Source organism: Salipiger sp. PrR003, from assembly GCF_010500785.1.
In the GTDB taxonomy this organism is placed as follows: domain Bacteria; phylum Pseudomonadota; class Alphaproteobacteria; order Rhodobacterales; family Rhodobacteraceae; genus Salipiger; species Salipiger pacificus_A.
Genome location: NZ_JAAGOV010000052.1, coordinates 1 through 26,135 on the forward strand (window position 1 = coordinate 1; position 26,135 = coordinate 26,135).

Consider the following 26,135-nt stretch of genomic DNA (forward strand, 5'->3'; position numbering starts at 1 on the left):
GTCGACGCACACCACCTCGTGGCCGAAGTCGGAGAAACACACGCCCGAGACAAGGCCCACGTAACCGGTGCCGATAACTGCGATTTTCATAAGGGTCGTCCCACAATTCCTTTTGCCGGTTTATGGGCTGCGCACCGCGACATTTGCAAGAGCAAGGGCGACGCGTCTCCTGCCTCACGCGCCCACGGAAGCAGCACTTCGCTCATGGAATAAGCGCTCAGGGCGGATCGCCCCTTTTTCCGCGGCGCTTTCCTCTGTAGACAAACCACGAGACTGTAGCGGACGCGAAAAGTTAAGATTTATGCTGGAAATAGAAGAAACTGCCCTCCCCGGGGTGAAGCTCCTCACCCCCCGCCGGTTCGGCGACAATCGCGGGTTCTTTTCCGAGAGCTGGAACAAGGCGCGGATGGCCGAGCAGGGGCTCGACTATGAGTTCGTGCAAGACAACCATTCGCTCTCGGCGAAGACCGGCACGGTGCGGGGGCTGCACTTCCAGGCGCCGCCGCATGCCCAGGCCAAGCTGGTGCGCTGCGGGCGCGGGCGGCTCTTCGACGTGGCGGTGGACATCCGCAAGGGCTCGCCGACCTATGGCAAATGGGTGGGCTATGAGCTCAGCTTCGAGAACGGCCGCCAGCTGCTGATCCCCGAGGGCTTCCTGCATGGCTTCATCACCCTGCAGGATGACACCGAGATCATCTACAAATGCACCGATTACTACGCCCCCGAGTGCGACGGCGCGGTGCGTTTCGACGACCCTGGGATCGGCATCGACTGGGGCATAGACACGAGCGGCGCGGTGCTTTCAGAAAAGGACGCCGCCGCCCCCTTGCTGGCCGATTTCGACAGCCCCTTCACCTTTGAGGACTCCCAGGCATGAAACTTCTGGTCACCGGCGGCGCCGGCTTCATCGGATCGGCGGTGGTGCGCCTTGCCATTGCCCGCGGCCACGAGGTGGTGAACCTCGACGCGCTCACCTATGCCGCCTGCCTCGACAACGTCGCCTCGGTGTCCGGCAGCCCGCTCTACGCCTTCGAGCAGGCCGACATCCGCGACCGCGCCGCGCTTGACCGGATCTTCGCCGCCCATAAACCCGATGCGGTGATGCATCTGGCGGCGGAAAGCCATGTCGACCGCTCGATCGACGGCCCCGGCGATTTCATCGAGACCAATATCACCGGCACCTACAACATGCTCGAAGCCGCCCGCGCCTACTGGACAGCGCAGGGCAAGCCCGAGAGCTTCCGCTTCCACCACATCTCCACCGACGAGGTCTTCGGCTCGCTGCCCGCCGATCCTTCGGTGCAGTTCACCGAAGAGACCCCCTACGATCCGCGCTCGCCCTATTCGGCCTCCAAGGCCAGCTCCGACCACCTGGTGCGCGCCTGGCACGAGACCTACGGGCTACCCGTCGTGCTGACCAACTGCTCGAACAACTACGGGCCCTACCACTTCCCGGAAAAGCTGATCCCGGTGGTGATCCTCAACGCGCTGGCCGGAAAGCCGCTACCGATCTACGGCACTGGCGAGAACATCCGCGACTGGCTCTACGTGGAGGACCACGCCGACGCGCTGCTGCTGGTGGTTGAAAAGGGCCAGCTGGGCCGCAGCTACAACATCGGCGGCGAGAACGAGCGCACCAACCTTGAGCTGGTGAAGACCCTCTGCGCCATCCTCGACGCCAAGCGCCCGAAGCAGAGCGGCTCCTACGCCGACCAGATTTGCTTCGTCACCGACCGCCCGGGCCATGACGCGCGCTACGCGATCGATCCGAGCCGCATCCGCGAAGAGCTCGGCTGGCGCCCCTCGGTGACCGTCGAGGAAGGCCTCGAGAAAACCGTGCAATGGTATCTCGACAACGAGGCCTGGTGGCACCCGCTGCAGGCCCGCGCGGGGGTCGGTGAACGCCTCGGAAAAGGACGCTGACGTGCCGATCATCCGCATCGGATCGCGATTGTGCTTTTTTGCCCATGTGCCAAAATGCGCCGGCTCGTCGATCGAGGACTATCTGGAGGAACGGTTTGGACCATTAGCTTTTCTGGACCGGAAATACCGGCAGACCCCCAAGCGCTTCCGCTGGACCAACAGTTCCCCCCAACACATCCCGGCCGACGCTCAGGTTAGGCTGTTCCCGGGAGACTTCTTCGACGCCAGCTTTGCAGTCGTAAGACATCCGTATGACCGCCTGATGAGCGCCTTTCGCGTCCAGCGCGACGGATTGGGACGCATCCCCCCCGATACCAGCTTGTCGAGCTGGATTATGGGCCTGCCGAAGCTTCTACGGACAGAGCCTTTTGCCTTTGATGGCCATTTCCGCCCGATGGATGATATTGTCCCCCCCAACTGTCGAATCTTCCGCCTCGAAGACGGGCTTAATCATCTGGTCGATTGGCTGGACAGGCTCTCAGGCGACGCGCAGGGGCCACGGCATATCGGCCAAAGCAACAGCGTTGCAGAGATCCTCGCTGAACAGAACAGCGGAATTTCGTCTTTAAAAATGACTCGCCCGGATCGAGTCCGTATAGCCCGCATCTACAGTGCAGATTTTGATCGCTTCCGGTACGAACCTTACGGGATCGCCCCGAGAACGGAGTAGGATGTGACGCTGCAAACTCCCGGAAAGACAATCCTGGTCACAACGAAAGAGCTGCGGCGTATTCCCAAGCCGCAGCCGTCATGCCTTTCTGCGGCAGACCTCACAGATGCCACGCTCCGGGCGATGCTTATAGCTCGTCCGCTTGGTGCCGCGGCAACCGATACCGCCAGCGGCACCGATGCGGGAAGTTCCGGACAATGACGGACCTGCTGCGCTACGTCCGCTCCGAGGATGTGACCCTGCCACAGAACAAGACGCATGGCTTCGCAGCCCATTACGCATTGGTGCATCACTGTTCCGGCGCGGTCTACAGATTCATTCCGAAGAACGCCTGCTCGAGGCTGCGCTATTCGATGGCGGTGGCCAACAAGTGTATCGAAAGTCCCGAAGACAGGACTTGGCTCCACCTCAACAACAGCACTTTCGCCGCCATCCTGCCCGAACAGGTGCGCGCGCCCCTCAGCTTTGTAGTGCTGCGCTACCCGCACGTCCGTCTGGCCAGCGTGTTTCTCGACAAGACCGTCGAGAATACCCCCGAGCTCTGGCAGCTCTACCGGCTGACCAGCGACGGTTTTGATCCCGATGCGCTGACCTTCCACGACGTCGTCCCCCTGCTCGACGGGCAGGTTCCACTGAAGGTCAATTGGCACTGGCCTCCGCAGCAAGACTTCTTGGTCTACGAGCACTGCAGCCATGTCTTAGCGCTGGAGCGGTCCCTCGAGGCCACCCCGATCCTGCAAGATACGATCGGCTTGACCATGCAGGGCGCGCCCGGCCTCACCGGCCATGGCACCGACCAGTTCGAAGTGATCCGCGAGGGCGATTTCGCCGATGTCCCTATCGCCGCACTGGCAGAGATGAACCATAGTGGCCGACTACCTGCGCATGACCGGCTCGACGCCGGCGATATGACCCTCTATGCGGCGCATTTCGGCGCGCATCTGCTTCCCTTCCCACGCCTTCTCCCGACTGAGGTACATTTCCAAGATGACCAAGCGCAAAGGTATCATCCTCGCCGGCGGCTCCGGCACGCGGCTCTATCCCATCACCATGGGCGTGTCGAAACAACTGCTTCCGATCTACGACAAGCCGATGATCTATTATCCTCTATCCGCGCTGATGCTGGCCGGAATTCGCGAGATCTGCCTGATCACCACACCCCAGGATCAGGAGCAGTTCAAGCGTACGCTCGGCGACGGCAGTCAATGGGGGATTTCGCTCACCTACGTGGTGCAGCCGAGCCCCGACGGGCTGGCGCAGGCTTTCATCCTCGCCGAGGAGTTCCTCAACGGCGCACCCTCAGCGCTGGTGCTGGGTGACAATATCTTCTACGGCCACGGGCTGCCCGAGATGATGGCCCAGGCCGACGCCCGCGAGAGCGGCGGCACGGTCTTCGGCTACCGCGTCGCCGATCCCGAGCGCTACGGCGTGGTGGATTTCGATGCGGACGGCCGCGCCACCTCGATCATCGAGAAGCCCGAGGTGCCGCCCTCGAACTACGCGGTGACCGGGCTATACTTCCTCGACGGCACGGCGCCGGAGCGGGCCAAGCAAGTGCAGCCCTCGCCGCGCGGCGAACTGGAGATCACCACGCTCTTGGAGATGTACCTGCACGAGGGCCAGCTCGACGTGAAGCGCATGGGCCGCGGCTATGCCTGGCTCGATACCGGCACCCATGGCTCACTGCTCGACGCGGGCAACTTCGTGCGCACGCTGGAGAAGCGTCAGGGCCAGCAGGCCGGCTGCCCCGAGGAGATCGCCTTCGACCAAGGCTGGATCGACCGCGAGCAACTGGCGGTCCGCGCAGAGAAGTTCCGCAAGAATGACTACGGGCGCTATCTTATGGGGCTGCTGCGGGGATAACCCTGCACCCCGGATCACCCGCCACACTATCAAGGCCACATCGTAAGTGCTCTATGCTTAAAGGTTTCAACAATGAAAATCGGGACGGCCGTCAGCCAACTACAAGAAAAACTCGTGCGTCGAAAGACTGGCAGTTTTTACGGTAACATTGATCTCTTCAACGAGACTGTTCTGGCAGGATGGCTCAAGCGTAGAACCGACGACAGGCCCCAGTCCGTCGATATCTACCTGAACGGGACCCTTATCGCGTCAGGCATTCCCGCTGACCTCGAGCGCCCCGACGTCCGCGAAGCCGGCTTCGGTAACGGCTTTTACGGCTTCCATATTGCGCTGAACGACCTGACCCCTCCCTTACACGGGAGCGTCAAGGTCTCTGTCCATCCGGCGGGCGTCAACACTCCGCTGTTCAGCCAGATCAAGACCTTTACCGCCGGGACCGTCTCGGTGCAGCCAAATGCCGCGCAGGGAAATCAGCCCGTCTTCCCTGCGGCTAATGCCCCTGCACTGAAGCCTGTCTACGAGTTCGCATTCGAGAAGCTCTCGCAGCGCCACCTTCAGGGCTGGGCAGTCGATACCGGTGAGACCGACCGTATCTTCGACGTGCGTGTTCTGATCGACGGCGTGCCCTATTGCACCCTGCGCAACAACATCCATCGAAACGACCTGCTGCGCGCCGGCGTCTCGAAAGGGATAGGTGGCTTCGCAACCTCCTTCAACCTCGAGCACCTCGAACCTGGCGATCACACTGTCACCGTCCAGCTTCCGAACGGCACCTCGGTGACAGAGACTATTCAATGCGGTCGGTCGCAAAATAACAACAAGGAGATCATCACCGTCACCGGCAAGGACTGCCCGCAAACGGTGAACGCGTGGCTGTCGAGCGCGCCTTACCCTCTTGCGGTTGTCGTTCCCGTTTATAATGCTGCTGAAGATCTCGAAATCTGCATCGAGCGCTTGGCCGCCTACACACCGGAATGGGTCGATATCCTGTTCGTGAACGACGCTTCTCCGGAACCCGCGATCATGGAAATCCTTTCGGGGACCGAAGCCCATGCGAACATGCGTGTCCTGCACAACGACGAAAACATGGGTTTCACCCGGACAGTCAACCGGGGCCTTAACGAAACCGGGCGCGCAGATGTCATCATCCTAAATTCGGATGCACGGGTGACTCCCCGCTGGGTCGCGGGTCTGCGCGCAGCCGTCGTTTCGCGACCCCGGGTCGCCACTGTCACAGCGATGTCGGATCGTGCTGGAGCCTTTTCAGCACCGACGATCGGCAACGACAACGAGCTGCCCGCCGGCGTCGACGAGGTCACCTATGCCCGGGCCTTTCGCCGCCGCAGCCTAGGCCTTTACCCCGCAGTTCCAACCGGGAACGGCTTTTGCATGTATATCACCCGCGCTTGCATGGATGATATCGGCCTGCTCGATGCCCAAGCGTTCCCACGCGGCTACGGAGAGGAAAACGATTTCTGCATGCGCGCTGGACGTGCTGGCTGGCACAACCTGATCGACGATCGCACTTATGTGTTTCATGATCGGTCCAAGAGCTTCGGCGACACAAAGACCGACTTGATGCGACAGGGGCGCGAAGTCGTCGATGCGCGCTATCCTGAATACAAAAAACTTACTGCTGTCTACAAAGAACACCCGGATATCCTGATGGCCCGCCATCGCGCCGCATTGGCGCTGCGCGATTGTACCATGCCGGAGATGAGCCAGACCCGGGTGCTCTTTGTAGTGTCCACCAAGACTGGCGGAACGCCTCAGACTAACCGCGATCTGATGAATGCCCTGGACGATGCGCTCGATGGCTGGCTGCTACGCTGCGACTCGCATATCTTAGAGCTCAGTCGGCTGGTCGAGGGCAGGATGGTCACGCTACGGCAACACCGGCTGACGGAACCGGTGGATCCGATCTCGCACGGTTCCACCGAGTATGATGCAGTCGTGACGAGTTGGCTTACCACGCTCGATCCGGACATTCTCCACATGCGTCATTTGGGCTGGCACGGCCTGTCGTTGCCGCGGATTGCGCGCGAACTCGATATCCGGACCGTGTTCTCCTTCCATGATTTCTATGCCCTCTGCCCGACCGTCAAACTGATCGACGCCGAACAGCGCTTTTGCGGGGGCACCTGCACCGCCGGCCAAGGCGACTGCAAGGCAGAGCTCTGGCCGGAAAACAGCCTGCCGCGGCTGCGAGACGGGTGGGTTCATACATGGCGACAACGCTTTTCTGAGGCGCTAAGCCAATGCGATGCCTTCATTACCACCTCCGAAAGTGCCCGGGCGCGGATCCTGTCGCATCTTCCCGGAGTGTCCGCAGAACGGTTTTCGGTAATTCCGCACGGTCGTGATTTTCCGGATTTCGGCACAGTCCGCAGCACCCCTGATGGTGATCAGAAAATCCGCATCCTGATGCCCGGCAACATCGATGAAGCCAAGGGGCTGCGGGTTATCCAGGATCTGGTCCGGCAAGACAGATCCAAGCACCTGGAATTCCACATTCTCGGCAAGATATACGCCCAGAATTATGAACCCCATCCGCAGATCATCCTGCATGGCTCCTACACGCGGGAAGAGTTCAAAGAAAAGGCAGCACAGATCAAGCCTCACCTGGGCGGCATCTTTTCGATCTGGGATGAAACCTACTGTCATACGCTGACAGAGCTTTGGTCGATCGGCTTGCCCGCCCTGGTCTTCGATTACCCCACCGTCGCCACGCGAGTCCGTAACAGCGGTGCCGGCTGGGTTCTAGATCACTCCGATATTCCGGCTCTTTACGAGCGTATCCTGGAGCTGGCACTCGACGACAAGGAAATGCAGGAGCGGGTTGCCGCCGTCAACGCGTGGCAGCGCGGCTATGGACGGGGTAACACCACGCGCCTGATGGGCGCCAAATACCTGAATGTCTATCGCAAGGTTATGACCCCCGGTGCCCGCGACATAACCCGGATTGGTGTCGTATGCCCGCAAAACGCGGACCTACGCAATGCCAACGCGTCGACGCAGATTCGTATTTGGGCTCGGACGCATAACTCAGTGGACCGCGACGTCTGCTATATCCGCCTAAGCCCCGCATCGCTTCTCGCACTTGTCCGACGCGGAGATCTTGACGGCGCCATCCTGCAACGGACCGCCATTCCCCGTCCGATGATCGATCCGCTGCGCGCGGCCTTCGCAGAGAGCAACATCCCCTTCGTTCTGGATCTGGACGACGACCTGCTAGATGTCCCCCAAGACAAGGATCCAGAGCAAACCTATGCCGACTACGCGCCGTTCCTGCGCCGCTTGATTAGAGATGCTGCTATGATCACCGTCTCGACGCAGCCGCTGCTCGAGAAGATGCGCGACATCAACCGCAACGTCGCGCTGCTTCCCAATCTCCTGAGCGACCGGCTCTGGCGCTCAACACCTCCGGCCCCGTCTCTCGGCGACACCGTGCGTGCGCTCTACATGGGCAGCCCCACCCATGGCGACGACCTCAAGCTTCTGATGCCCGCACTTGAGGAGATCCACGCCCGGCATCCCGAGTTCCGTCTGACGCTGATCGGGATTTCGACTAGCTTCGACACGTCCCTTCCAGACTATGTGGAAACCCTTGAAATTCCGAACGGGATGAAAAGCTACCGCAACTTCGTGCCATGGCTGCGCGAACAGTCCGCCCGGTTCCATTTCGCCGTCGCGCCGTTGCGAGACACGTCGTTCAACGCGAGTAAATCCTCCCTGAAGGGTCTTGAATACGCGGGGCTCGGGCTGCCGACTCTGGCCTCCGAAACAGATGTCTACCGGCCTCTCGCGCAAAATGCGCCGCATATTGAGACGGTGGCGAACGAGACCGAGGCATGGGTGGAGGCGCTGAGCGCGCGCATAACCGCCGGGGCCGCGAACCGGGTGGATGGTGCCGAACTGCGGGCGTGGGTGGAGAAGCACGGGCTCATGGGCGATAGCCTGCACGCCTATGACGAACTCATCCGCCGCATGACCGCATCGTCAGACAATCGCAAGGAGCGCCGGACACCTACAGAGCCAACAGAAGGCCATCTGCGACATTCCGACGGCCCTTACGTCGGCAATCATTTCCATACAGCCCCCCGGATGGGATAGACAAGATCAACCGACAGCAAGACATCCCCGTCCCGGCCCCCCAGGATATCCGGGGGCCGGGACGGGGATGTCGTCTCCGGGGCGAAGGAAACCCGATCTTCCCCCGGGGCCAGAGTAGCTGAAAGCGGGATCAACCCACCGGGCCAGACGATCTGCGCCCCTCCCAGAGTGCGGATAGCTGTCATGTCAGACACCCTGTCGGACCTGCCTGGATAGGGCAGGCCATGAAGGTACAATCCCGCCATATCCGCTCTGGGAGAAAGCGGGATGTCGCACACCACCCTGACATGAGAGCCCTCTAAGAAGAACAGGCCTCGTGAGGCTATATCCCGATCTTCTGCCTCCTTTTCGGCAAAGGACAGAACGGCCCTCCAAGGCATGGGCCCCGATAAGCTCCCGCCGGAGACAAGCGGAGGGGCGCTTCCCGAGATCGGCTTGCGGGCATCATAGGCGTTGCACCCGCTCAGATGGCACTCCTCTCCGAGGACATGGTACGCACCGAGTGTCTCGGTGACGACCTCGACCCGGTCGTCCTGTGTCAGCGGCTCATGAAACGTCACGCTTTTTACCGCTTCCGCATCGCCCTCACCCTCCGCAAGGTAATGCTCCGGACTGCTCAAAAGAGACCCATTGCGGTAGACCTTCAGCCCATCGGCCCTGTGAGGCCGCTGCAGCTCGAGACGTCCGTTCGCAGCGGCAAGGTTCTCACGTTTCGCTGAGAAGGAATCCTTGGCCCCCAAAATGGTACCGTTCGTCAGCGTGACCCTGGAGCTTTTCAGGAAGACGCCCTCGTCCCAGCACCCTTCGGCAGAAAACCCGGTCAGGGAGGCTCCTTCGGACGTGTCGCCAGTTCCACTCGCGGCGTCCCCGAAAGAAAAGGCGCGCCGACAGTTCCTGACCGAAACATTGCTAGCGTTTGTCCCCCTGCTCGACAGAAGAACCAGCCCCATGCTGCCCTCCACCGAGGGGTCTCCGGAATCGATAGTGATGTTGGAGATGTTCGAGAAACTGGAGGGGGGCCGATATTCGTCGTCCTCCTCGGACACCACCGAAGATGAAAGCCTGATGCCGACATTGCCCTGTCCTGGCTTGGCGAAATCCCTGACGACCACATTAGTCATGACCACACCGCCCCGGCAATCCACCCCGGCGCTCTCGGTTATTCCGCTTCTCTGCCCATGCCGTTCAACGAGAAAGTTGGATATGAACGTCTGCGGCTGCCGGCTTCCTACAAGGCCGCGGTTCTTGTTGTCCAAACCATCCGCGCCGCAATCATGGAGATAGAGGTCGTGCAGGCGCAGATTTTCGACCAGTCCGAATTGTGTAGCAATACAATAGGACCCCACATGGGAGATCTCGAGCCATCCGAATTCGACAGTCCCGAGACGCTTATCGGCGCTCGATATCGCCAGGGCGATTCCATGCCCGGTGCCTTTCTCTATCCAGCCACCGGACACCTTGCCCCACTGCGCGGGCTGACCGGTAACGCCCGAGCCCGTCTCCGCGTCGAGTACCAGGATAACCGTCAGGCTGGGATCGTCGGACATAAGTCCGCCCCCATTCCGGAACGAGATGCTGACCCTGTCCCGCAAAACCAAACACACGCGACCCTTGGTCCGATGCGTGCTGCGCATATCCCCTGTCAGATAGGCTTCGTCGGTGCGGGTCGCAGAGACGCGGGCGATGCCGCCATCTACCGTTACCGCGCCTCCGCCCACTTCATGTGCCGCATCGATTGCAGCCTGTATCGCGACCGTATCGTCGTCGATCCCGTTGAGCCGCGCACCGAAATGCCGCGCGGACCAGTCGCCGGACGGCAAGAAGCCCGGCATATCCGGAATCGGCGATGCATCATGCAGAGCGTGGGCTTGGGGCACCTTGAACCAGGACAGGCCGGGAACCCCGACTTCCGCGCCATCGGCAAGTTGGTGCCGCAGCTGCGCAATATTCGCTAGCAACTCCCTCCGGCTGGCATATCGGACCGGCAGAACCTTTTGCGGACTGCCCCAGCCGCTGGCAGGAGAGAGCGTGGAGCAGGCTGCGAGAACTCCGATATTCTGGACGACGTCTCTTCGGTGCATGACATATCCTCCAAGCTTGGCAGCGGGTCGCCTGGAACGGCTGGAACGGCAGGCCCGCGCACCGGGCACGCCATACAGTTTTGGCCACCGCAGGCGCGCGCCGCAAGCATTCTGAATGCCGCCATGCATTTTCCGGCCGAGCACTGCCCAGATGCACGGCTTGGAGCGTACCCACCACCGCTCCAAGGTCGTCCGACACCGGTCCAGTTCGGTTGACAACCCCCTAGTTGCATGGGAGACCGGATGCGTTAACAGACTGCATGACCGCGTAGGTCTACACATCCGGGACAGGGCCATACGCGCTCGGACCTTCGCGAGACATCCGAGGGAGTGCGTCCGAAGCTTTCGCTCTCGATGCGTAAGAAGGAAAGAAACGTGCCCGGACGAAAGCCGAACTTTCTCATCATCGGAGCGCAGAAAGCAGGGTCTACCTGGATTTACGATGTGCTGCGCAAACATCGTGAGGTTTTTCTTCCAAAGCGTGTCGAACTTCTGTTCTTCAACCGTCTGGACTGCGAGACCCCCGAAAATGTCGCGGAATACCTAGGGCGGTTTGAGAAGGCGGGTCCGCAACACAAGTGGATCGGCGAAAAGACCCCCGGCTATTTCTGGTCTTCCGAATCCCATGCCCTGCCGCGGCAGCCCCCCCCCATGCACAATCCGCATATTCCCGAAAGCGTCCGACGCGTTCTCGGGCCGGACGTGTCGATCATTCTGTCGCTGCGCCACCCGGTCCGCCGCGCCATCTCAGCCTATGGGCACCATGGCAGCCGTAACCGAATCCGGCCGGAGGTCCATCTTGACGAGGTCGCAAAGCAGCTCGGGATTCTCGACATCGGGTTTTACGATCGCCATCTCGATGCCTGGGAGCAGGTCTTCGGGATGGATCAGATCGAGACCCTGATTTTCGAAAGCGACATTGCCCGGACCCCGGACACGGGCATCCAGAGGCTGTGCAGCTTCCTCGACATCGACACCGAGGGCTTCAGCGATGTTTCCTTCGCACCTTCGAACGAGGGGCGACCAACAACCATCGCCGAGGACGTCATCGAAACCGGCATTTCCGACCTTCAGCCGATCCGTCCGGAAGACGTGGACTTCCTCCTCCAGGCCTACGAGCCGACGATCAAGAACCTGCAAGCACGTTTCGGCAACCGGCTCGACATCTGGCAGGAGGAAACCGAGCGGCTGCGTGAGTTCGCGGCACGCAATCCGACCGTGCGCCACCGGAACATTCCCCGCCCGCTGCCAAAACGCAGGGACATCTTGATAAAGGTCTCCGAATTAGACCATGCAAAGGCCGTCAGTCACGGCTGGGATTGCAACCCGCAGACGCTCCAATCCTTCGGCGCCGCTATGACCGTTGAGCCCCCAGCCAAGACCTCGCGCACGACCTTCCGTGGGAAATGCTCGATTGGCGCGTTCTCCTACACGACGGATGGCGCCATCTACGTCACCGAGATCGGTCGTTATTGCTCTTTCGCCCGCAGCCTGAACATCGGCCAGACCGATCACCCGTTCAGCTTCCTCTCCACCAGCCCGGCACATTTCCAGGGGAACTTCAAAATCTCGACGGGTGCCGACTACCCTTACAAAGACCTTTACGATGCGGATGCTCCATCTCCCGCCATCGCGAAGGCAGCAACAGATGCCACCCGCCGGAGCACCAAGATCGGGAACGACGTGTGGATTGGCCATGGCGCTATCGTGATTGCCGGCGTGACAATCGGCGACGGCGCTGTCGTCGGCGCCGGGGCCGTGGTGACCAAGGATGTGGCGCCCTATGCCATCGTCGCCGGTGTCCCCGCCCGCGAGATCCGCAAGCGGTTCCCAGACGCGATCATCCAGCGTCTGCTGAATTGCGCTTGGTGGGATTACGCGCCATGGCAGATGCGCCATATCGACTTTTCGGATATCGAGTCTGCGGTCACTGAGGTCGAGAAGATGCGCGCTGAGGGTCTCCAGCCCTATCGTCCAGACGTGATCGTGACAGCCCCTGCACCAGCGCAGCAGGCCGAAGCTCTCCCCCTGTCCAGGGCGAAATGACACAAAAAGTGTAGGGACGCGGCACATGCGAAGGGCGGTTTATACGAGTCTAGACTATGCACGCTCGCCGTCCACCCGTATCGCCGCACCCGCCCCCACGCTTGTCGCAGCCCGTCTCCGAAAGCGCCCACATGATCGGAGCTTGTGACCACGCGAGGTGACAATTCCTCCCAATGCAGACAAATTCTGCCACTAATACTGCCGCATGGCGCAAGATGTGGTACATACATCGTTGATGTTGCTCGCCAACTACCGACAGAGGCCTTTTTTAATGACTAGCTTCATCGAGACGACCGTCTCTTCCTCCGATTCCGCGCAGCCGCCCACCGTCATCGTCCTCGGTCCACCTCGCTCGGGAACCTCTATGATCTCCGGCATCCTGCGCCTGCTTGGAATCTACATGGGGGAATGCAATCCCAAGAACAACGAGGACCAGCGGTTCAACAAGACCAACGACACCGCGGACATCGAAGCACTGATTTCCCAGAACAATACCTCCCACGGGATCTGGGGGTGGAAACATCCCTCCACGCACATCTACTACGAATCCATCGCAGGCAGCGTGCGGAATCCGTTCTTTATCGCCAGCTTCCGCAATGTGTTGGATGCTGCGGCGAGCAAGCTGAAGCACACCGGAAGCGGCGATCCGCTAGATCTGATCCGGCCCTACGCCTCGCATTACGTCAAAATTTCCAGCTTGATCGCCGAGAGCGGGCGTCCCTGCATCTATGTGAACTACGACAAGGCCGCAGCCGATCCGGTTCCCCTAGCGGAACATCTGGCTCAGAGGTTGCTCGGACGCACCCTCGAGGACAGAGAACGCAAAAAAGTCACCGAGTATTGCACGCCGGGTTCGTACAAGTCGATCGACGAGCTGCTTGACTGATCTCCGCCCTCCGGTGGCCAACAGGCCTGCCGGATCCAGATAAGCGTGTCTTCCGGTCCCCGCCCCGAGACCCTCCTTTCCCTACCTTCGGGTCCAGCTGGGACCAGAAGCCCTGTGATGCTGCCATGCCGACCCTGCCACAAGCAGCGGGAAGCAGAACGATGCGGCCCGATCCCGGCGGAGGACCACGCGCTTTGCAGGAGCAGATCCGTCAGTGGGCGTGGCGGGGACTTCCGGCCACGGTAGCCTCCTATATTGCCCATCCCGGCGTTACGGCCTCAAGCACGAAGCGCGCGCTCCACCAGAGGTCCATAATCCGCACGACCCCGTAAAGATCGGCGAGGGCGCGGCAAACGTTGTGATAATACACCGCGATCTCTGATGTGATCCCCGAAAACGCCTCCGTTCCAGCTTAGAGTTTTCCGGAGGGAAGCCTTGGCTGGGAGAGGAACGGAAATGCATGAAGGCATCGAAGTTCACGGACGCGCAGAAGGCGTTCATCATCAAGCAGGCGGAGGATGGCACGCCTGTCGTGGAGGTCTGTCGCGCGGCTTACCGTTGCTCGGCGACCAGCCCGGCGCGCAGTCAGCTGTCGTAATACACCCTATCCGGCCCCAGCACCTGCGCAAGGTAGGCCCCCTCCGGGTCAGGGATGTAATCCACCTCGGCGCGGTCATGGCCCGAGGCGAGCCCGGGACGGCCGGTGCCGCCCTTCAGCCCAAGGTGCAGCGCCGGATGATCCTGAATGAGGTACTTGGGCCCCTCGAAACCGTGCCACCAGTGGCGGTCGATCAGCCCCTGCTGGCGGATCTCGTCGTTCTCCGAGCGGCAGACGCGCGCCAGGCATTCCGACGCCGGGCCGCGGCGGAAGCCGCTCTGGGCAAAGGCGGTATGGGCGGGCTGGAAGCCATGTTTCCAGGCGCGCCCCTGCAGGTGGTAGTAGCGGATCAGGTTGAGCCCGACGAGATCGAAGCTGTCCAGCCAGGGCAGCAGGAACGCGGCGTAGAGCGGCGAGTACCAGTCGTCATCCTCGAAGATCAGCACCCGCTCGGCGCTGAGGTGCTCCAGTCCCGCCAGCACGTTGCAGGGCAGAGTGTGGGGCGGATCCTGCGGGCCCGGGGTGCGGCGTACGTAGCGCGCCCAGTCCGGCAGCGCGATATCTTCGGTCAGCGGGCGCGCGCCGTCGTCCACCACGATCCATTCCCGTGGCTGCAGGCTCTGGGTCGCCACCATGCGCAGGCATTGCGCAAAGGCCTCGGGCCGGTCGCCGGTCGGGGTGAGAATGGCATAATCGCCCACCGGTGCCGCGGCCCGCGCCGCCGGGCTGTAGCACCGGTCCGCGCCGAGCCCCGGCGCCTGCCCCCCGGCCATCGCCGCCACCGCCGGTGTGATCCAGCGCGTGCCCAGCCCGCCAAGCAGCTCGGTCATCGGGATGTTGCGGCGCGGTGCCTCCCGCGGCAGCCCGGGCATCACCTCGACCGGCGCCTCCGCATCGAGGCAGGAAGCCAGCGCCACCTGCCCGCCCATCGCCTGAGCCAAGAGCCCCGGCAACCGCTCGCCGGCATGCGCCAGCTGGCCATCGCGCTGCACCGGCCCGGGATGAAACTCCCCGGCACCGAGGCAGGCCATCAGCCGCTCGACCAGCTCGGCGCGCAGCCAGCAGAAGGTGCCGCCGAAAAAGCCCCAATCGCTCTCAAGCACGTCGGGGGGAACCTCGGCCTTTTCCAGCAGCTTGGTCAGCGCCGCGGCATTTCCCAGCAGGTAGCTCGGCCCGTGCAGGAAGAGCTCGCGGGCGCCGCCGAGCAGCACTTCGGGCTGGTCGCGGAAGATCGCTTCGAACTCCGCCACCCGCGCCGCCGAGCCGACCGTGCCGCGCAGCAGCATCTCCCGCCAGACCGCGGGCAGCTTGTCGCCCATCTTCGAATGCAACTTGCAATAGACCCGGTAGCCGCGCCGGTCGATCCGCTCGAGCACCTGCAGGAAGGCGCCCACGTCCTGCCCGAGGTTGTCCACCGCCACAGGCACCGCGCCCGGGAAGGCGTCGCGGATCAGCGCCTCGTCATGGGTCTTCGAGCCGCGCGGGTAGCTGACGTAGATATCGGCGTGTTCGGGGAAGGCCGCCAGAGCCCGGCGCAGCGCGTCGAAGACCTCGAGGTGATAGGCATGCACGATCACCGCCATCTCGGCGGCCTGCCGTCCCTCCCGCTCCGGGCGGGCGACCGGCCCCAGCGGCGGCGTCAGTTCGCGCCCCTCGGCCCGGCCGTAGCGCTCGTAGTGCAAGAGCGGGTTCACCCCGGCGGCGGCGACATCGGGATGGGCGGCGAGATAGCCGCGGGTGCTGAACCCCGGTCCCGGATCGAAGCCGGCGGCCGCACCCTCGCGCAGGTAGTGCAGCGCCGCAAAGACCGGGCGCGCGCCCGGCAGGTAGCGTCGGACGTACCAGGAGCGGTCGAAATAGGGGCTCCGTCCGATACGCGCCGCTGCCAGAAATAGCCTCAAGAGATGCTCCTGTCCCGCCCGGCTCCGCCCCCGAAAGGCGCGGCGCCGGATGCTTTTCTCCTAGCTATCCGCCCCGCTCCAGCTTTGCCAGATCCGCGCCGCCAGCCTCGCGTGCCGCGGCAGCCACGCCACAGGCCCCGCCCGGCGCCCTGCGCTTGCCGCTGCGCGCGGGCTCTGCGAGAACCTTGGCACATCCCTCGCCCGAAGAGACCCCCAAGAGACGCATGGCCGAAACCGACCCCTCCTCCGCCCCCGTGCGCCTGCTGCTGCATGGCGGCGAGGACCGCACGCTCGGCGGCCCCAGCGTGCGGGTGCCGCGCAGCGCCGAGGCGCTGCGGCAGATCGGCTGGCCCGCAGAGACCGGGCTCTACGAAAGCGCCGCGGAGATCCCCGAGGAGACCGTGCATCTCTTCAACGTCTGGCCGCCCGAGAGCGCGCTGGCGGCGCTGCGCGATCTCAGGGCCGCGGGCAAGCGGGTGGTCTTCTCGCCGATCTACCTCGATTTCAGCGAGATGCCGCTCTGGGAGCCCCTGCAGCAGCCGGATCTGCCGCCGCAGACCCGCGCCGCGCTGCGCCGCCAGCTGCAGACCCGCGGCCAGCACCACGAGATCGCCCCGGGCTATCACGCCATGGTGCGCGAGATGCTGGCGCTTTGCGATCACGTGATCTTCCTCAGCGAGGCAGAGCGCGCGGCGCTGGCGGCACTCGGCGCGGAGGTGCCGCCCGAACGCGCCAGCCTGATCCACAACCCGGTCGATGCGGCGCTCTGGCCGGGCGGCGATCCGGCGCTTTTCCGGCAGGCCCACCTGCCCGCGGGCGCCGGCGATTACGTGATCTGCATCGGCCGCGTCGAGCCGCGCAAGAACCAGCTCAGCCTCGCGCGGGCGCTGCGGGACCTGCCGCTCGATCTGGTGCTGGTCGGCCATGACGGCGATCCGGGCTATGCTGCGCGGATCCGCGCCGAGCTGGGGGAACGGCTGATCCGCCCCGGGCGGCTCGAGCCCGGCGGCGAGATGCTGCGCTCGGCACTGGCAGGCGCCCGCGCCTTCGTGCTGCCGAGCTGGGCCGAGGGCGCTTCGCTCGCGGCGCTCGAAGCGGCGGCGGCGGGCGTGCCGCTGGTGCTCTCGGAGCGTTCCTCGGAGCGCGAGTATTTCGGCGATCTCGCGCGCTACTGCGACCCCGCCGACCCCGAGAGCCTGCGTGCGGCGCTCGCGGCCACGCTGGCCGACTCGGGCGCCGCCGACCGCGCCGAGGCGCTGCGCGCGCATGTCACCCGGCACATGTCCTGGGAGGGCTACGCCCGCGCCACCGGCGAGGCCTACCAGCGCGCGCTGCAGAGCCCGCCAAAAACGCCCCCAGAGACGTCTCCCGACCAGATCCTCCCACCGCTGCTCGCCGGCGAGATCGCCCGGGCCGGCAGCGAGGCGACCGAGCAGAAGATCCGCTTCGGCGCTGGCTGGCAGGCACCGGAAGAGGGGCTGCGCCGGACCTCCGCGCCGCGCGCCGAGCTCTGGCTGCGCGGAGACCGCGCGCTGCGCCCCGGGCAGGAGGCGCTCTTGCTGCACCTCGGCATCAGCGGCACACGCGCCGACGGCGAGACCGCCGAGCTGCGCGTCCAGTGCGGCAGGGCCTGTCTCTATGCCGCGCCGGTCACCGGCACCGGCCTGCCCGGCGACCTGCTGCTGCGCCTGCCCGCCAGCGCGCTCGATGGGGCAGGCGAGCTGCCGCTGGTGCTCGAACTGCCCCCCGGCCTCGGTCTCGGCTTCGCGCGGCTGTTCGACCCCGAGCTTTGCAACCCGCTCTATCTGCTTCCCAACCCGCAGGACTGGAGCTTTGGCCTGCTGCCGCAGGAGATCGACCTCGGCCTCGCGGCGCAGCGCGCCCTGCTCGCCCCGGGCCTGCAGGCCAGTGCCGCCTGGGGCGCCGGATCGCGCGCGCCGCACCTGGCGCTCTTCCTGCCGATCCTGCCCGGCGCCCCGGCGCAGCGCCTCGTTCTGAGCCTGCGCCCGGTGGCCAGCCCCGAGCACCCCTCGGGCGCGCGGATCTCCTGCAACGGCAGGCTGCTGGCCGAACCGCGCTGGCAAAGCAGCACCCCGGTGGAGATCGACCTCGACCTGCAGGCGGCCGACCTGCAAGCCGCCCCTGCGGTGCTGCTGATCGAGCCGCTCTCCTCGGCCACCCCGGCGGATCTCGGCCTCGGGCAGGAGCGCGGCCTGGCCGGGCTGGGGCTCTTCGACCTCAGCCTGACACCGGAGGGATGAACGCCATGCTGCTGCCGCCTCACAGCCGTTTCGAGCAGCCCATGGAAGGGCGCGAGCTGAGCACCGGGATCCGCCTTGGCCGCGGCTGGCACACCGGGGATCCCGCGGACGCAGGCGCGGCCTGGACCCGCAGCCCGCGCGCCACGCTGCAGATCACCGCCGGACATTTCCCCGAGCCGGTGCCGCTGCGCCTGACCCTGCGGGCCTTTTGCGCCAGCCCGGAGCGCCCCGGCACGCTGCGCCTGCTCAGCCCCGGCCAGCCGGTTCTGCAGCGTGTTCTCACCAGCACCGCACCTGTCACCCTGCTGCTAGCGACGCCGCGCCATGCGCCGGGAGCGGAAAGCACCGCGCTCACCCTCGCCTTCGACCTTTTCGGCAGCCCGCTGCTGGAGGGCGCCGGACCCGACGAGCGCCAGCTCGGCCTCACGCTCCTCGATGTCACCCCGCGTTGGCCTCTGCGCCGGCGCCTGAACGCGGTGCTGTCCCGGCTGCGGCGCAGCTGATCATTGCGCGGGTCCCCCCCCAGGCCGTGTCTTGCATGTAGCACCTTGCCCCAGGGGTACGGTGCTGGCCCTGTGCGCTTGATCCCCCCCCACCGGGCCTCTATCAAATCTACGGACTTGTCCTGCTCCTGCACGGGTTCCCGCGCAGGAGAGGGACCAAGAAGGCGGCGCATACCGCCCGGACACGGACGTTTCAGAGGCAGGACCCCATGAAGACAGCATTCATCACCGGCATCACCGGGCAGGACGGCGCCTATCTCGCGAAGCTGCTGCTCGAGAAGGGCTACGAGGTCCACGGCGGGGTGCGGCGCATCTCCCATTCCGAGACTGTCCGGCTGGAGCTGCTGGGGATCGCCGACCAGGTCACCCTGCACGAGTTCGACCTGACCGAGCAGAACAACATCTTCCGCACCATCCAGAAGATCGAGATGGACGAGTTCTACAACCTCGCGGCGCAGAGCTTCGTCGGCGCCTCCTGGGACCTGCCGATCTACACCTCCGACGTCGACGCCATGGGCGTGGTGCGGGTGCTCGACACGCTGCGCAGCCTGCGCCCGGACGTACGCTTCTACCAGGCCTCGACCTCCGAGATGTTCGGCCTCGTGCAAGCGGTGCCGCAGAGCGAGACCACGCCCTTCTACCCGCGCTCGCCCTATGGCGTGGCCAAGGTCTACGGCCATTACATCACCAAGAACTACCGCGAGAGCTTCGGCCTGCACGCCAGCTCGGGGATCCTGTTCAACCACGAAAGCCCGCTGCGCGGCGCCGAGTTCGTCACCCGCAAGATCACCCTCGGCCTGGCGGCGCTGGCCCGCGGCGGCGAGGCGGCGGTGGAGCTTGGCAACATGGATGCGCAGCGCGACTGGGGCTTTGCCGGTGATTACGTCGAGGGCATGTGGCGCATGCTGCAGCAGGACGAGGCCGATGACTACGTTCTGGCCACCGGGGTGACCACGACGATACGCGACTTCTTCACCTATGCCGCCGAGGAGCTGGGCATGGATCTGGCCTGGGAAGGCGAAGGGGAAGCCGAGACCGCCACCGACCGCAAGAGCGGCAAGCTGGTGATGAAGGTGAACCCGAAGTTCTACCGCCCCGCCGAGGTCGACCTGCTGATCGGCGACGCGACCAAGGCGCGCGAGAAGCTCGGCTGGGAGGCGCGCACCGACATTCGCGCCCTGGCGCGGATGATGGCCAAGTCCGACTACGACGCACTCGCCTGAGCCGCCTGCCCCACCGACTGCCCTTCTGCCCAAGGAAATCCCGATGAGCCCGCTGCTCTCCAAGCTCCGCTCCACCGCCCGCCGGGTGCTGAAGGGCCCACCGCCGCCGCCCGATGGCCACCAGTACCACGGCGCCTTCCGCGGCAGTCTCGACGGGCTCTCCGATGACGGTGTTCTGCGCGGCTGGGTGATCCGCCACGACAGCAAGAAGGGCCGGGTGCCGGTCGGGCTCTACGCCGGGACCACCCTGATCGACGCCCGCGTCGCCGATGAGCTGCGCGAGGACGTGCGCGACGTGACCGGCGGCGAGACGACCTGCGGCTTCCAGTTCCGCCTGTCGGAAATCCACCACCAGAAGATCGCCGAGGCCGGCGGCGCGCTGCGCCTGCGCATCGAGGGGCCGGAGGGGATCGAGCTGGGACGGCTGCAGCTCGAGGTCGAGGACGCCGCGCCCGGCGCCGGGGCCGACCTGGTGACCCGCTGCCGCTTCGCGCTGAAGCGCGAGTTGGCGGCCCTGCGCGCGCTGCTCGATGAGACCCCCGCCGCCGAGGCCCTGCCCTCCGCGCCCGAGCCGCGGCCCGCGCTGAGCCGGCACCGCAATCTCCTGACCACCGAGCGGCTGGTCCCCGATATCCCGCAGAGCGGCCAGCCCGCCTATCTCGATTACGTGCGCTACCGCTACCGGCTGAACGAGCGCTTCCCGGTCGAGCCCGGGCTCGAGTGCCAGGACCACTACCTCTACTGGTACATGAGCGCCTACCGCAGCGGCGAGAACCACCGCATCCCGGTCTCGGCGCAGCAGATCGCCTATCTCAACGCGCCGCAGACCATGGGCGGGCAGACCAATACGCTCACCCGCGTCATGTGGTGGCGGCTCATGGGCCGGCCCGACATGCTGGGACGGCTCAACCTCAACGATCGCGACGCCTATCTCGACGTGCTGTTCTGGTGGGCGCATCAGGACGTGGCCACGCTCTACTTCGAGGACTGCCTGGTGCCGGAGGAGGTCGCCGAGGCGCTGCGCGAGGTGCCCCCGGCACGCCGGCTCGCCGCCTTCCCGCTGAGCCAGTTCGCCGCGCGCTTCCACGCCGAGAACCCGAAGCTGAAGTTCCTCGACATCGAGACCGCCGAGGGCCGCAAGACCCTGATGCTGGTGCTGCTGCTGCAGGCGGCGCAGCGCCCCGACCTGCTGCGCTACATCCCGCAGGAGCAGATCGACGCGCTGCTCGCCCCGGGCGGTTCCGGCGGCGCCTCGGAGCTCGAACTCTTCATCAACGCCCTCCTCGAAGAGGGTGATGAGCCCACCCTCCAGCCCATTGCCCTGCCCCGCGCCCGCTACACCGCGGCGCTGCGCCGCAAGTACTTCGACCTCGGCAGCCGCGCCTTCCTGACCTTCGACCAGGCCGGCAACCGTTTCGAGGCCGCCGCCATGCCGCTGCCCGATCCCGCCCGCCGCGAGGTCGACGTGCAGCTCATCGGCCCGCTGGCCAAGGCCTCGGGCCTCGGCCAGGCCACGCGGCTCTCGGCCGAGATCCTGCGCGCCACCGGGCTCGACGTGCGCGGCGTCGACTTCGACCTCGACAACCCGGCGCCCGAGGGCTTCTCCTCGGAGACGCTGATCGAGGATTACGGCCCGGCCAAGATCAACCTGCTGCATCTCAACGCGGAATCCGTGCCGCTGGCCTATGCCTACCAGCCCGATGTCTTCTCGGGCGCCTACAACATCGGCTACTTCTTCTGGGAACTCGACATGCCGGCCTATTGCCACTACCTCGGCATGTCGCTGCTCGACGAGATCTGGGTCTCCACCGACTACGGGTTGCGGATCTACAAGCCGGGGGCCGAGGGCAAGCCGGTGGTCAACGTCGGCATGTGCTACGAGGAGCACCCCGACATCACCCGCGAGACCGCCCGCGGCTTCGTCGAGGCCCGCTTCGGCTTCGATGCGAGCCACCACGTCTGCCTCGTCGCCTTCGACAGCTTCTCCTTCGTGCAGCGCAAGAACCCGGTGGCGGTGCTGGAAGCCTTCCAGCAGGCCTTCGAGGGCGTGCCCGAGGCGCGGCTGGTGGTGAAGACGCAGAACCGCACCAAGGTCTTCGACCCGGTGCAGGTGGCGCTCTGGAACCGCGTCGACGCGATCATCGAGAGCGATCCGCGCATCGTGGTGATGAACGAGACGCTGAGCTACCGCGACCTTCTGCAGCTCAAGGCCGGCTCGGATTGCTACATCTCGCTGCACAAGTCCGAGGGCTGGGGCTTTGGCATGATCGAGGCCATGGCGCTGAAGGTGCCGGTGATCTGCACCGCCTATTCCGGCAACATGGACTTCTGCTCGGACGAGACCGCCTGGCTGGTGGATTACGAGGAGGTGCCGCTCGAGCAGGGCGACTACATCTTCGTGCGCGAAGGCTCGCTCTGGGCCGAGCCCTCGGTCGCCGATGCCGCCCGCCAGCTGCGCGCCGCGCGCGACAACCCCGAGGCCAGCCGCGCCAAGGCCGAGGCGGCCTATTCCCACATTCGGGAGAATTTCTCGGTAGACGCCATCGCCGGACGCTACGGCGGGCGGCTGCGGGACATCCTCGCCGAGCTGCAGGCGCCGCGGGCGAGCTGAGGCCGGGGCGTCAGACCCAGCGGCCCACCGCCAGCACCGCGCAGGCGGTGGCGACCCGCGCGCCGCTGAGATCCCAGGCCGAGATCCCGGCGCTGCCCGCGGCCACCGCGCCCACCGAGAGCAGCTGCGCCGCGCCCGAGGCACAGCTGCCACTCACCACGGGCGGCGCGGCAAACCCCGCCGGGTAGCTCCAGCCGACCGCCCCCGCCGCGCTGCTGGTCAGCCTATGCCAGCAAAGCTGCGTGCCGTCCGCCAGCCGCAAATAGCTGCCCTCGGCGCCCGAGCCCTGCTCGAGCAGCGCGCCGGTGCTCTCGCCGGCCGCCTGCGCCACCGTGCCGAGCACGCCCGAGCCGCAGAGCGCGCCATCGACCCGCGCGCCCTGCGGCAGATGCGCCACCCCCGTGGCCGCCGAAACGCTCAGCCCGGTCCGCCAGTTCGCGCCATCGCCCGAGACCTTCACCGCGAAATCATCGCCCCCGGCGCAGCCCATCTCGGCACGGCCCGACCAGCCGGACTGGAAGAGCAGGCTGGCGGCGTCGCCCGCCGCAGCCTTGTTGATCTTCAACTGGTGACCAGCGCCGGCGTGGCTGAGCAGCGTCGCCTCCGAGGCCACCGCCAGCCGGTTCACCGCGTCGGGCGCGGCATTCACCCCGAGCTCGAGCATCTGGCCCCGGCCGGGCAGCGGCATCTCCTGCCAATCGCCGCCCTGCCAGACCAGCGCCGCCGCCTCGTCGAGCACGAAAGCCCGCCAGCCCGGCCCCGGCGCAAGGAACTGCCAGGCCGTGCCGTCCCAGAAGGCCAGCGCCCCGCCCTGCCCCGACCAGGCGCCGCCGGCCTCCGCGGGCAGCAGGTAGCGCGCGCCGCGGGCAGGCGCGGCGGGCGGCTCGGAAAGGTTGCGGCTCAGCACCGCCAGTTGCACCAGCGCATCGAGCCGCAGCAGCGCCTCGTTGTGGGTGACGTGCTTCTGCGCCTGCGCCGGGGCGAGATAGGGCAGCGAGAGATTGGCGGACAGATCGGACATGCGGCGGCTCCCTGCGCGATACCCCCTCGCGGAGGCTCATGGCAGGCAGGGTAGGCGCAGCGCTCTTAAGCGAATCCTGCGCCGCCGCGCGCGCGACGCGCAACGGCCCAGGCGTCCCTTGGGGAGGCTTCGAGAAAGGATCGATCCGGGCGAGATCGCCCGGATCAGAGAATGTTTTCGGCTCCGGCCCTCAGGCCAGCTCGAGCCGCGCCCCGGTCATCAGCTCGAGATCGGTGCCCAGCAGCACCAGGTCCGAGCCGCCCGAGGTCAGCAGCAGGTCGTCGCCGTCCTGCACGAAGGCCGCTTCCGCCTCTGCCGCATCGGCAAAGTCGAAGCCCTCGAGGCGCAGCGTGTCCCAGCCCTCGAAATCGGCGATCGTGGCGCTGCCGCCGCTGGTGAAGATGAACAGATCCGCATGGGTCCCGCCGACCAGCACATCCTCGCCGGTGCCGCCTTCGAGCACGTCATCGGTGCCCTGGCTCCGCATCCAGGCCTCGTAATCGGCCTCGGTGCCGGCGGTGAACTCGGCGCTCTGGGCAAAGCCCTGCACCACCTCGGCGCGGCTCATGCCGGTGTCGAGCCGCTCGGTCCAGTTCGCCAGCCCCGTGGCATCGGCCTCGCGGCCCAGCACGTTGTTGTAGAGCAGGTTGACGAAATCACCGTTGTCGAGCGCGCCGTAGGTGTTCTGGAACTCGCGGCTCTGCACGAATCCGTCGACCACCCCGAGATAGGACTGCCCGTCGGCCAGCCGGCCGCTCCAGTTGTCGAAGCCGGTGACATCCGGCGCGCGGTCCAGCGTCGCCTGGTAGAGCCGGAAGACATCGTCCCCCCAGGAGGCCACGGTCTCGCCGGTCACGGCGTGGTGGTGAATGCCGTAGGCCGCCGCATCCGCCGCGGTGTTGCCGATGAACTCGGGGCTCTGCGAGAAGCCCAGCACCACCTCGGGGCGGCTCCAGGAGCCATCGTCGAGCCGCGTGGTCCAGTTCGCCAGCCCGGTGGCATCGGGGTCGCGGTCCAGAACGTTGTTGTAGAGCAGGGTGACGAAGCCCTCGTTGTCGAGCGCGCCGTAGGTGTTCTGGAACTCGGGGCTTCCGGTGAAGCCCGCCGCGACCTGCTCGAGCGTCATCTCGCCGCTCTCCAGCCGCTCCGACCAGTTGCCGTAGCCCTCGAGGTTGGGGGCGCGATCCAGCGTTGCCAGGTAGAGCCGGTAGACCGTGTCGCCCTCGGCCGGGCGCTCGAGAGCATGATCGCCGAAGAGCACGTCATCGCCCGCGCCGCCAAGCAGCGTGTCCGACCCGCCCCCCCCGATCAGGGTCTGATCCACCGTGCCGGTGCCCTGCAGCAGCTCGTCCGCCGCCGTGCCCTGGATCAGCGCCGCCGAAGAGACGAGGTCTCCTCCCGCCGCCTCGTCGGCGATGGCGTCGAGCTTGAGGTTCTCGCCATCCATGCGCACCGTGTAGCTCAGGTCGCCGGAAATCCCCGCGCCCGAGAAGCTGACCTCGTAGACCCCGTCCGGCAGCACCAGCTGGTAGCCGCCTGCACCCCAGCTGGTGGTGGTGTAGGTGCCCGCGGCGCCGGTGGCGGTGACGGTGATCCCGCCCAGCCCCTCGCCCATGTCGTAGAAGTCATCGCCGTCGGCATCGTCGATCACCACGCCCAGCAGCTGCGACTGGTAGTCCGCGCGGGTGCCAAAATCCTGCGTCATCGCATAGGGGCCGATTTTGCCCGAGGCGGCGGCGACGCCGATGCCGATCTCGGTCACCCCCGAGGAGAGAATGGCGTTGCGGTGGCCCGCCGGGCTCTGCATGCCGCCGGGGCCGGCGCCCCAGTCGATGTAGAAGGCCGCGTGGCTGTGCAGCGGATCCTCGGCATAGGAAAAGACGTTCTCGTTGAGCCGGGTCCAGCCGGTGTAGCCCGCCGCCAAGACCCGGTCGCGCAGCACCGGCTCGTCGCCGATCTGGTGCGCCTGGGTCTCGGTGTCGATCATCAGCTGGGTGTGGCCGTCGGCGGCATCGGCCAGGGCGCTGTTCCAGGCCAGCGGCGCCACCGGGTCATAGGCGGCGAGCTGCTGCTTGAAGAGATCGAGGTCGACGCCGAAGTAGTCCAGCGCCTGGGTGATGTTGGCCTGGGCGCCGGTGCCGCTGGCGGCGTCAGTGATCAGCGCGTCGAACTCCCCCGTGGGATCGAGGCGGGCGCGGTTGATGTATTCCAGCATCTGCTGTTCAAAGGCGGTGGGGGTCTGGGTCGACATGATGTCCTTCGTTTTTCTACTCTGGTGCTTGGGAAATTCCGAACTTCTGAACTCTGAAACCCCTGGAAGCCGGGCTTACAGGTAGGTCTAACCTGCCAAAGCTAGCTCACTCCCCCCTCACCGGCCACAGGCTTGACGGGGTTTCGCACGCGCCCCGTATGGGCCCGGCTCTGGCCTGACACTG

At 65.5% G+C, this 26,135-nt stretch carries 16 protein-coding genes and 2 pseudogenes; 13 read left to right on the forward strand and 5 right to left on the reverse strand.

Features of this window, described 5'->3' with window-relative positions; all coding sequences use genetic code 11:
- The coding region (locus G0D83_RS19065; protein WP_164196353.1) for a hypothetical protein at positions 1-90 on the reverse strand (90 nt) is incomplete at its 3' end.
- Positions 91-301: 211 nt separating this feature from the next.
- On the opposite strand from G0D83_RS19065, the gene rfbC reads away from it, so the two are divergent.
- The 6 genes and pseudogenes from rfbC (at position 302) to G0D83_RS19095 (ending at position 8,569) form a co-directional block, all read left to right on the forward strand.
- The gene (gene rfbC / locus G0D83_RS19070) at positions 302-877 is read left to right on the forward strand and encodes a dTDP-4-dehydrorhamnose 3,5-epimerase (protein WP_164196354.1); all 576 of its coding nucleotides are present in this window, start codon (positions 302-304) and stop codon (positions 875-877) included.
- On the forward strand, positions 874-1,923 hold the full coding sequence (gene rfbB / locus G0D83_RS19075; protein WP_164196355.1) for a dTDP-glucose 4,6-dehydratase: 1,050 nt from the start codon (positions 874-876) through the stop codon (positions 1,921-1,923). Before rfbC ends, rfbB begins: the two co-directional genes overlap by 4 nt.
- A gap of 1 nt (position 1,924) precedes the next feature.
- Entirely contained in the window at positions 1,925-2,593 is a 669-nt protein-coding gene (locus tag G0D83_RS19080) for a sulfotransferase family 2 domain-containing protein (protein ID WP_164196356.1), read from the forward strand.
- A gap of 197 nt (positions 2,594-2,790) precedes the next feature.
- A pseudogene (locus G0D83_RS32805) lies at positions 2,791-3,279 on the forward strand (sulfotransferase family 2 domain-containing protein); the annotation flags it as partial.
- 301 nt (positions 3,280-3,580) lie between these two features.
- Complete coding sequence (rfbA, locus tag G0D83_RS19090) at positions 3,581-4,456, forward strand: glucose-1-phosphate thymidylyltransferase RfbA (protein ID WP_164196358.1); 876 nt, start codon at positions 3,581-3,583, stop codon at positions 4,454-4,456.
- A 72-nt stretch (positions 4,457-4,528) separates the two neighbouring features.
- Positions 4,529-8,569, forward strand: coding sequence for a glycosyltransferase (locus G0D83_RS19095; RefSeq protein WP_164196359.1), 4,041 nt, complete (start codon positions 4,529-4,531; stop codon positions 8,567-8,569).
- On the opposite strand, the gene G0D83_RS19100 is transcribed toward G0D83_RS19095, so the two are convergent.
- Complete coding sequence (locus G0D83_RS19100; RefSeq protein WP_164196360.1) at positions 8,539-10,650, reverse strand: hypothetical protein; 2,112 nt, start codon at positions 10,648-10,650, stop codon at positions 8,539-8,541. The genes G0D83_RS19095 and G0D83_RS19100 overlap by 31 nt on opposite strands.
- Before the next feature lie 375 nt (positions 10,651-11,025).
- On the opposite strand from G0D83_RS19100, the gene G0D83_RS32660 reads away from it, so the two are divergent.
- From G0D83_RS32660 to G0D83_RS19115, 3 genes and pseudogenes are all read left to right on the forward strand, one after another.
- The gene (locus tag G0D83_RS32660) at positions 11,026-12,696 is read left to right on the forward strand and encodes a sulfotransferase (protein ID WP_164196361.1); all 1,671 of its coding nucleotides are present in this window, start codon (positions 11,026-11,028) and stop codon (positions 12,694-12,696) included.
- A gap of 271 nt (positions 12,697-12,967) precedes the next feature.
- Positions 12,968-13,582, forward strand: coding sequence for a hypothetical protein (locus G0D83_RS19110; RefSeq protein WP_164196362.1), 615 nt, complete (start codon positions 12,968-12,970; stop codon positions 13,580-13,582).
- Between the two features lie 460 nt (positions 13,583-14,042).
- Positions 14,043-14,153, forward strand: a pseudogene (locus G0D83_RS19115) (transposase); the annotation flags it as partial.
- Positions 14,154-14,167: 14 nt separating this feature from the next.
- On the opposite strand, the gene G0D83_RS19120 reads toward G0D83_RS19115, so the two are convergent.
- Positions 14,168-16,081: a rhamnan synthesis F family protein gene (locus G0D83_RS19120; RefSeq protein WP_164196363.1), complete on the reverse strand. Its 1,914-nt coding sequence runs from the start codon at positions 16,079-16,081 to the stop codon at positions 14,168-14,170.
- A gap of 224 nt (positions 16,082-16,305) precedes the next feature.
- On the opposite strand from G0D83_RS19120, the gene G0D83_RS19125 reads away from it, so the two are divergent.
- The 4 genes from G0D83_RS19125 (at position 16,306) to G0D83_RS19140 (ending at position 22,679) form a co-directional block, all read left to right on the forward strand.
- Positions 16,306-18,342, forward strand: coding sequence for a glycosyltransferase (locus tag G0D83_RS19125; protein ID WP_164196364.1), 2,037 nt, complete (start codon positions 16,306-16,308; stop codon positions 18,340-18,342).
- A gap of 5 nt (positions 18,343-18,347) precedes the next feature.
- Positions 18,348-18,845 carry a hypothetical protein gene (locus tag G0D83_RS19130; RefSeq protein ID WP_164196365.1) on the forward strand — a complete coding sequence of 166 codons (498 nt, stop codon included), beginning with the start codon at positions 18,348-18,350 and terminating at the stop codon, positions 18,843-18,845.
- Positions 18,846-19,054: 209 nt separating this feature from the next.
- A complete protein-coding gene (gene gmd / locus G0D83_RS19135; protein WP_164196366.1) occupies positions 19,055-20,068 on the forward strand; it encodes a GDP-mannose 4,6-dehydratase in 1,014 nt (337 codons plus the stop codon).
- Positions 20,069-20,111: 43 nt separating this feature from the next.
- A complete protein-coding gene (locus tag G0D83_RS19140) occupies positions 20,112-22,679 on the forward strand; it encodes a glycosyltransferase (RefSeq protein WP_164196367.1) in 2,568 nt (855 codons plus the stop codon).
- A 10-nt stretch (positions 22,680-22,689) separates the two neighbouring features.
- Here G0D83_RS19140 and G0D83_RS19145 read toward each other — a convergent pair whose 3' ends face one another.
- Together G0D83_RS19145 and G0D83_RS19150 are read right to left on the reverse strand one after the other, a co-directional pair.
- Positions 22,690-23,700 (reverse strand): DUF2793 domain-containing protein, encoded by a 1,011-nt coding sequence (locus tag G0D83_RS19145; protein WP_164196368.1) that lies wholly within the window; start codon positions 23,698-23,700, stop codon positions 22,690-22,692.
- Positions 23,701-23,890: 190 nt separating this feature from the next.
- On the reverse strand, positions 23,891-25,951 hold the full coding sequence (locus G0D83_RS19150) for a DUF4214 domain-containing protein (protein ID WP_164196369.1): 2,061 nt from the start codon (positions 25,949-25,951) through the stop codon (positions 23,891-23,893).
- Between the last annotated feature and the right edge of the window lie 184 nt (positions 25,952-26,135).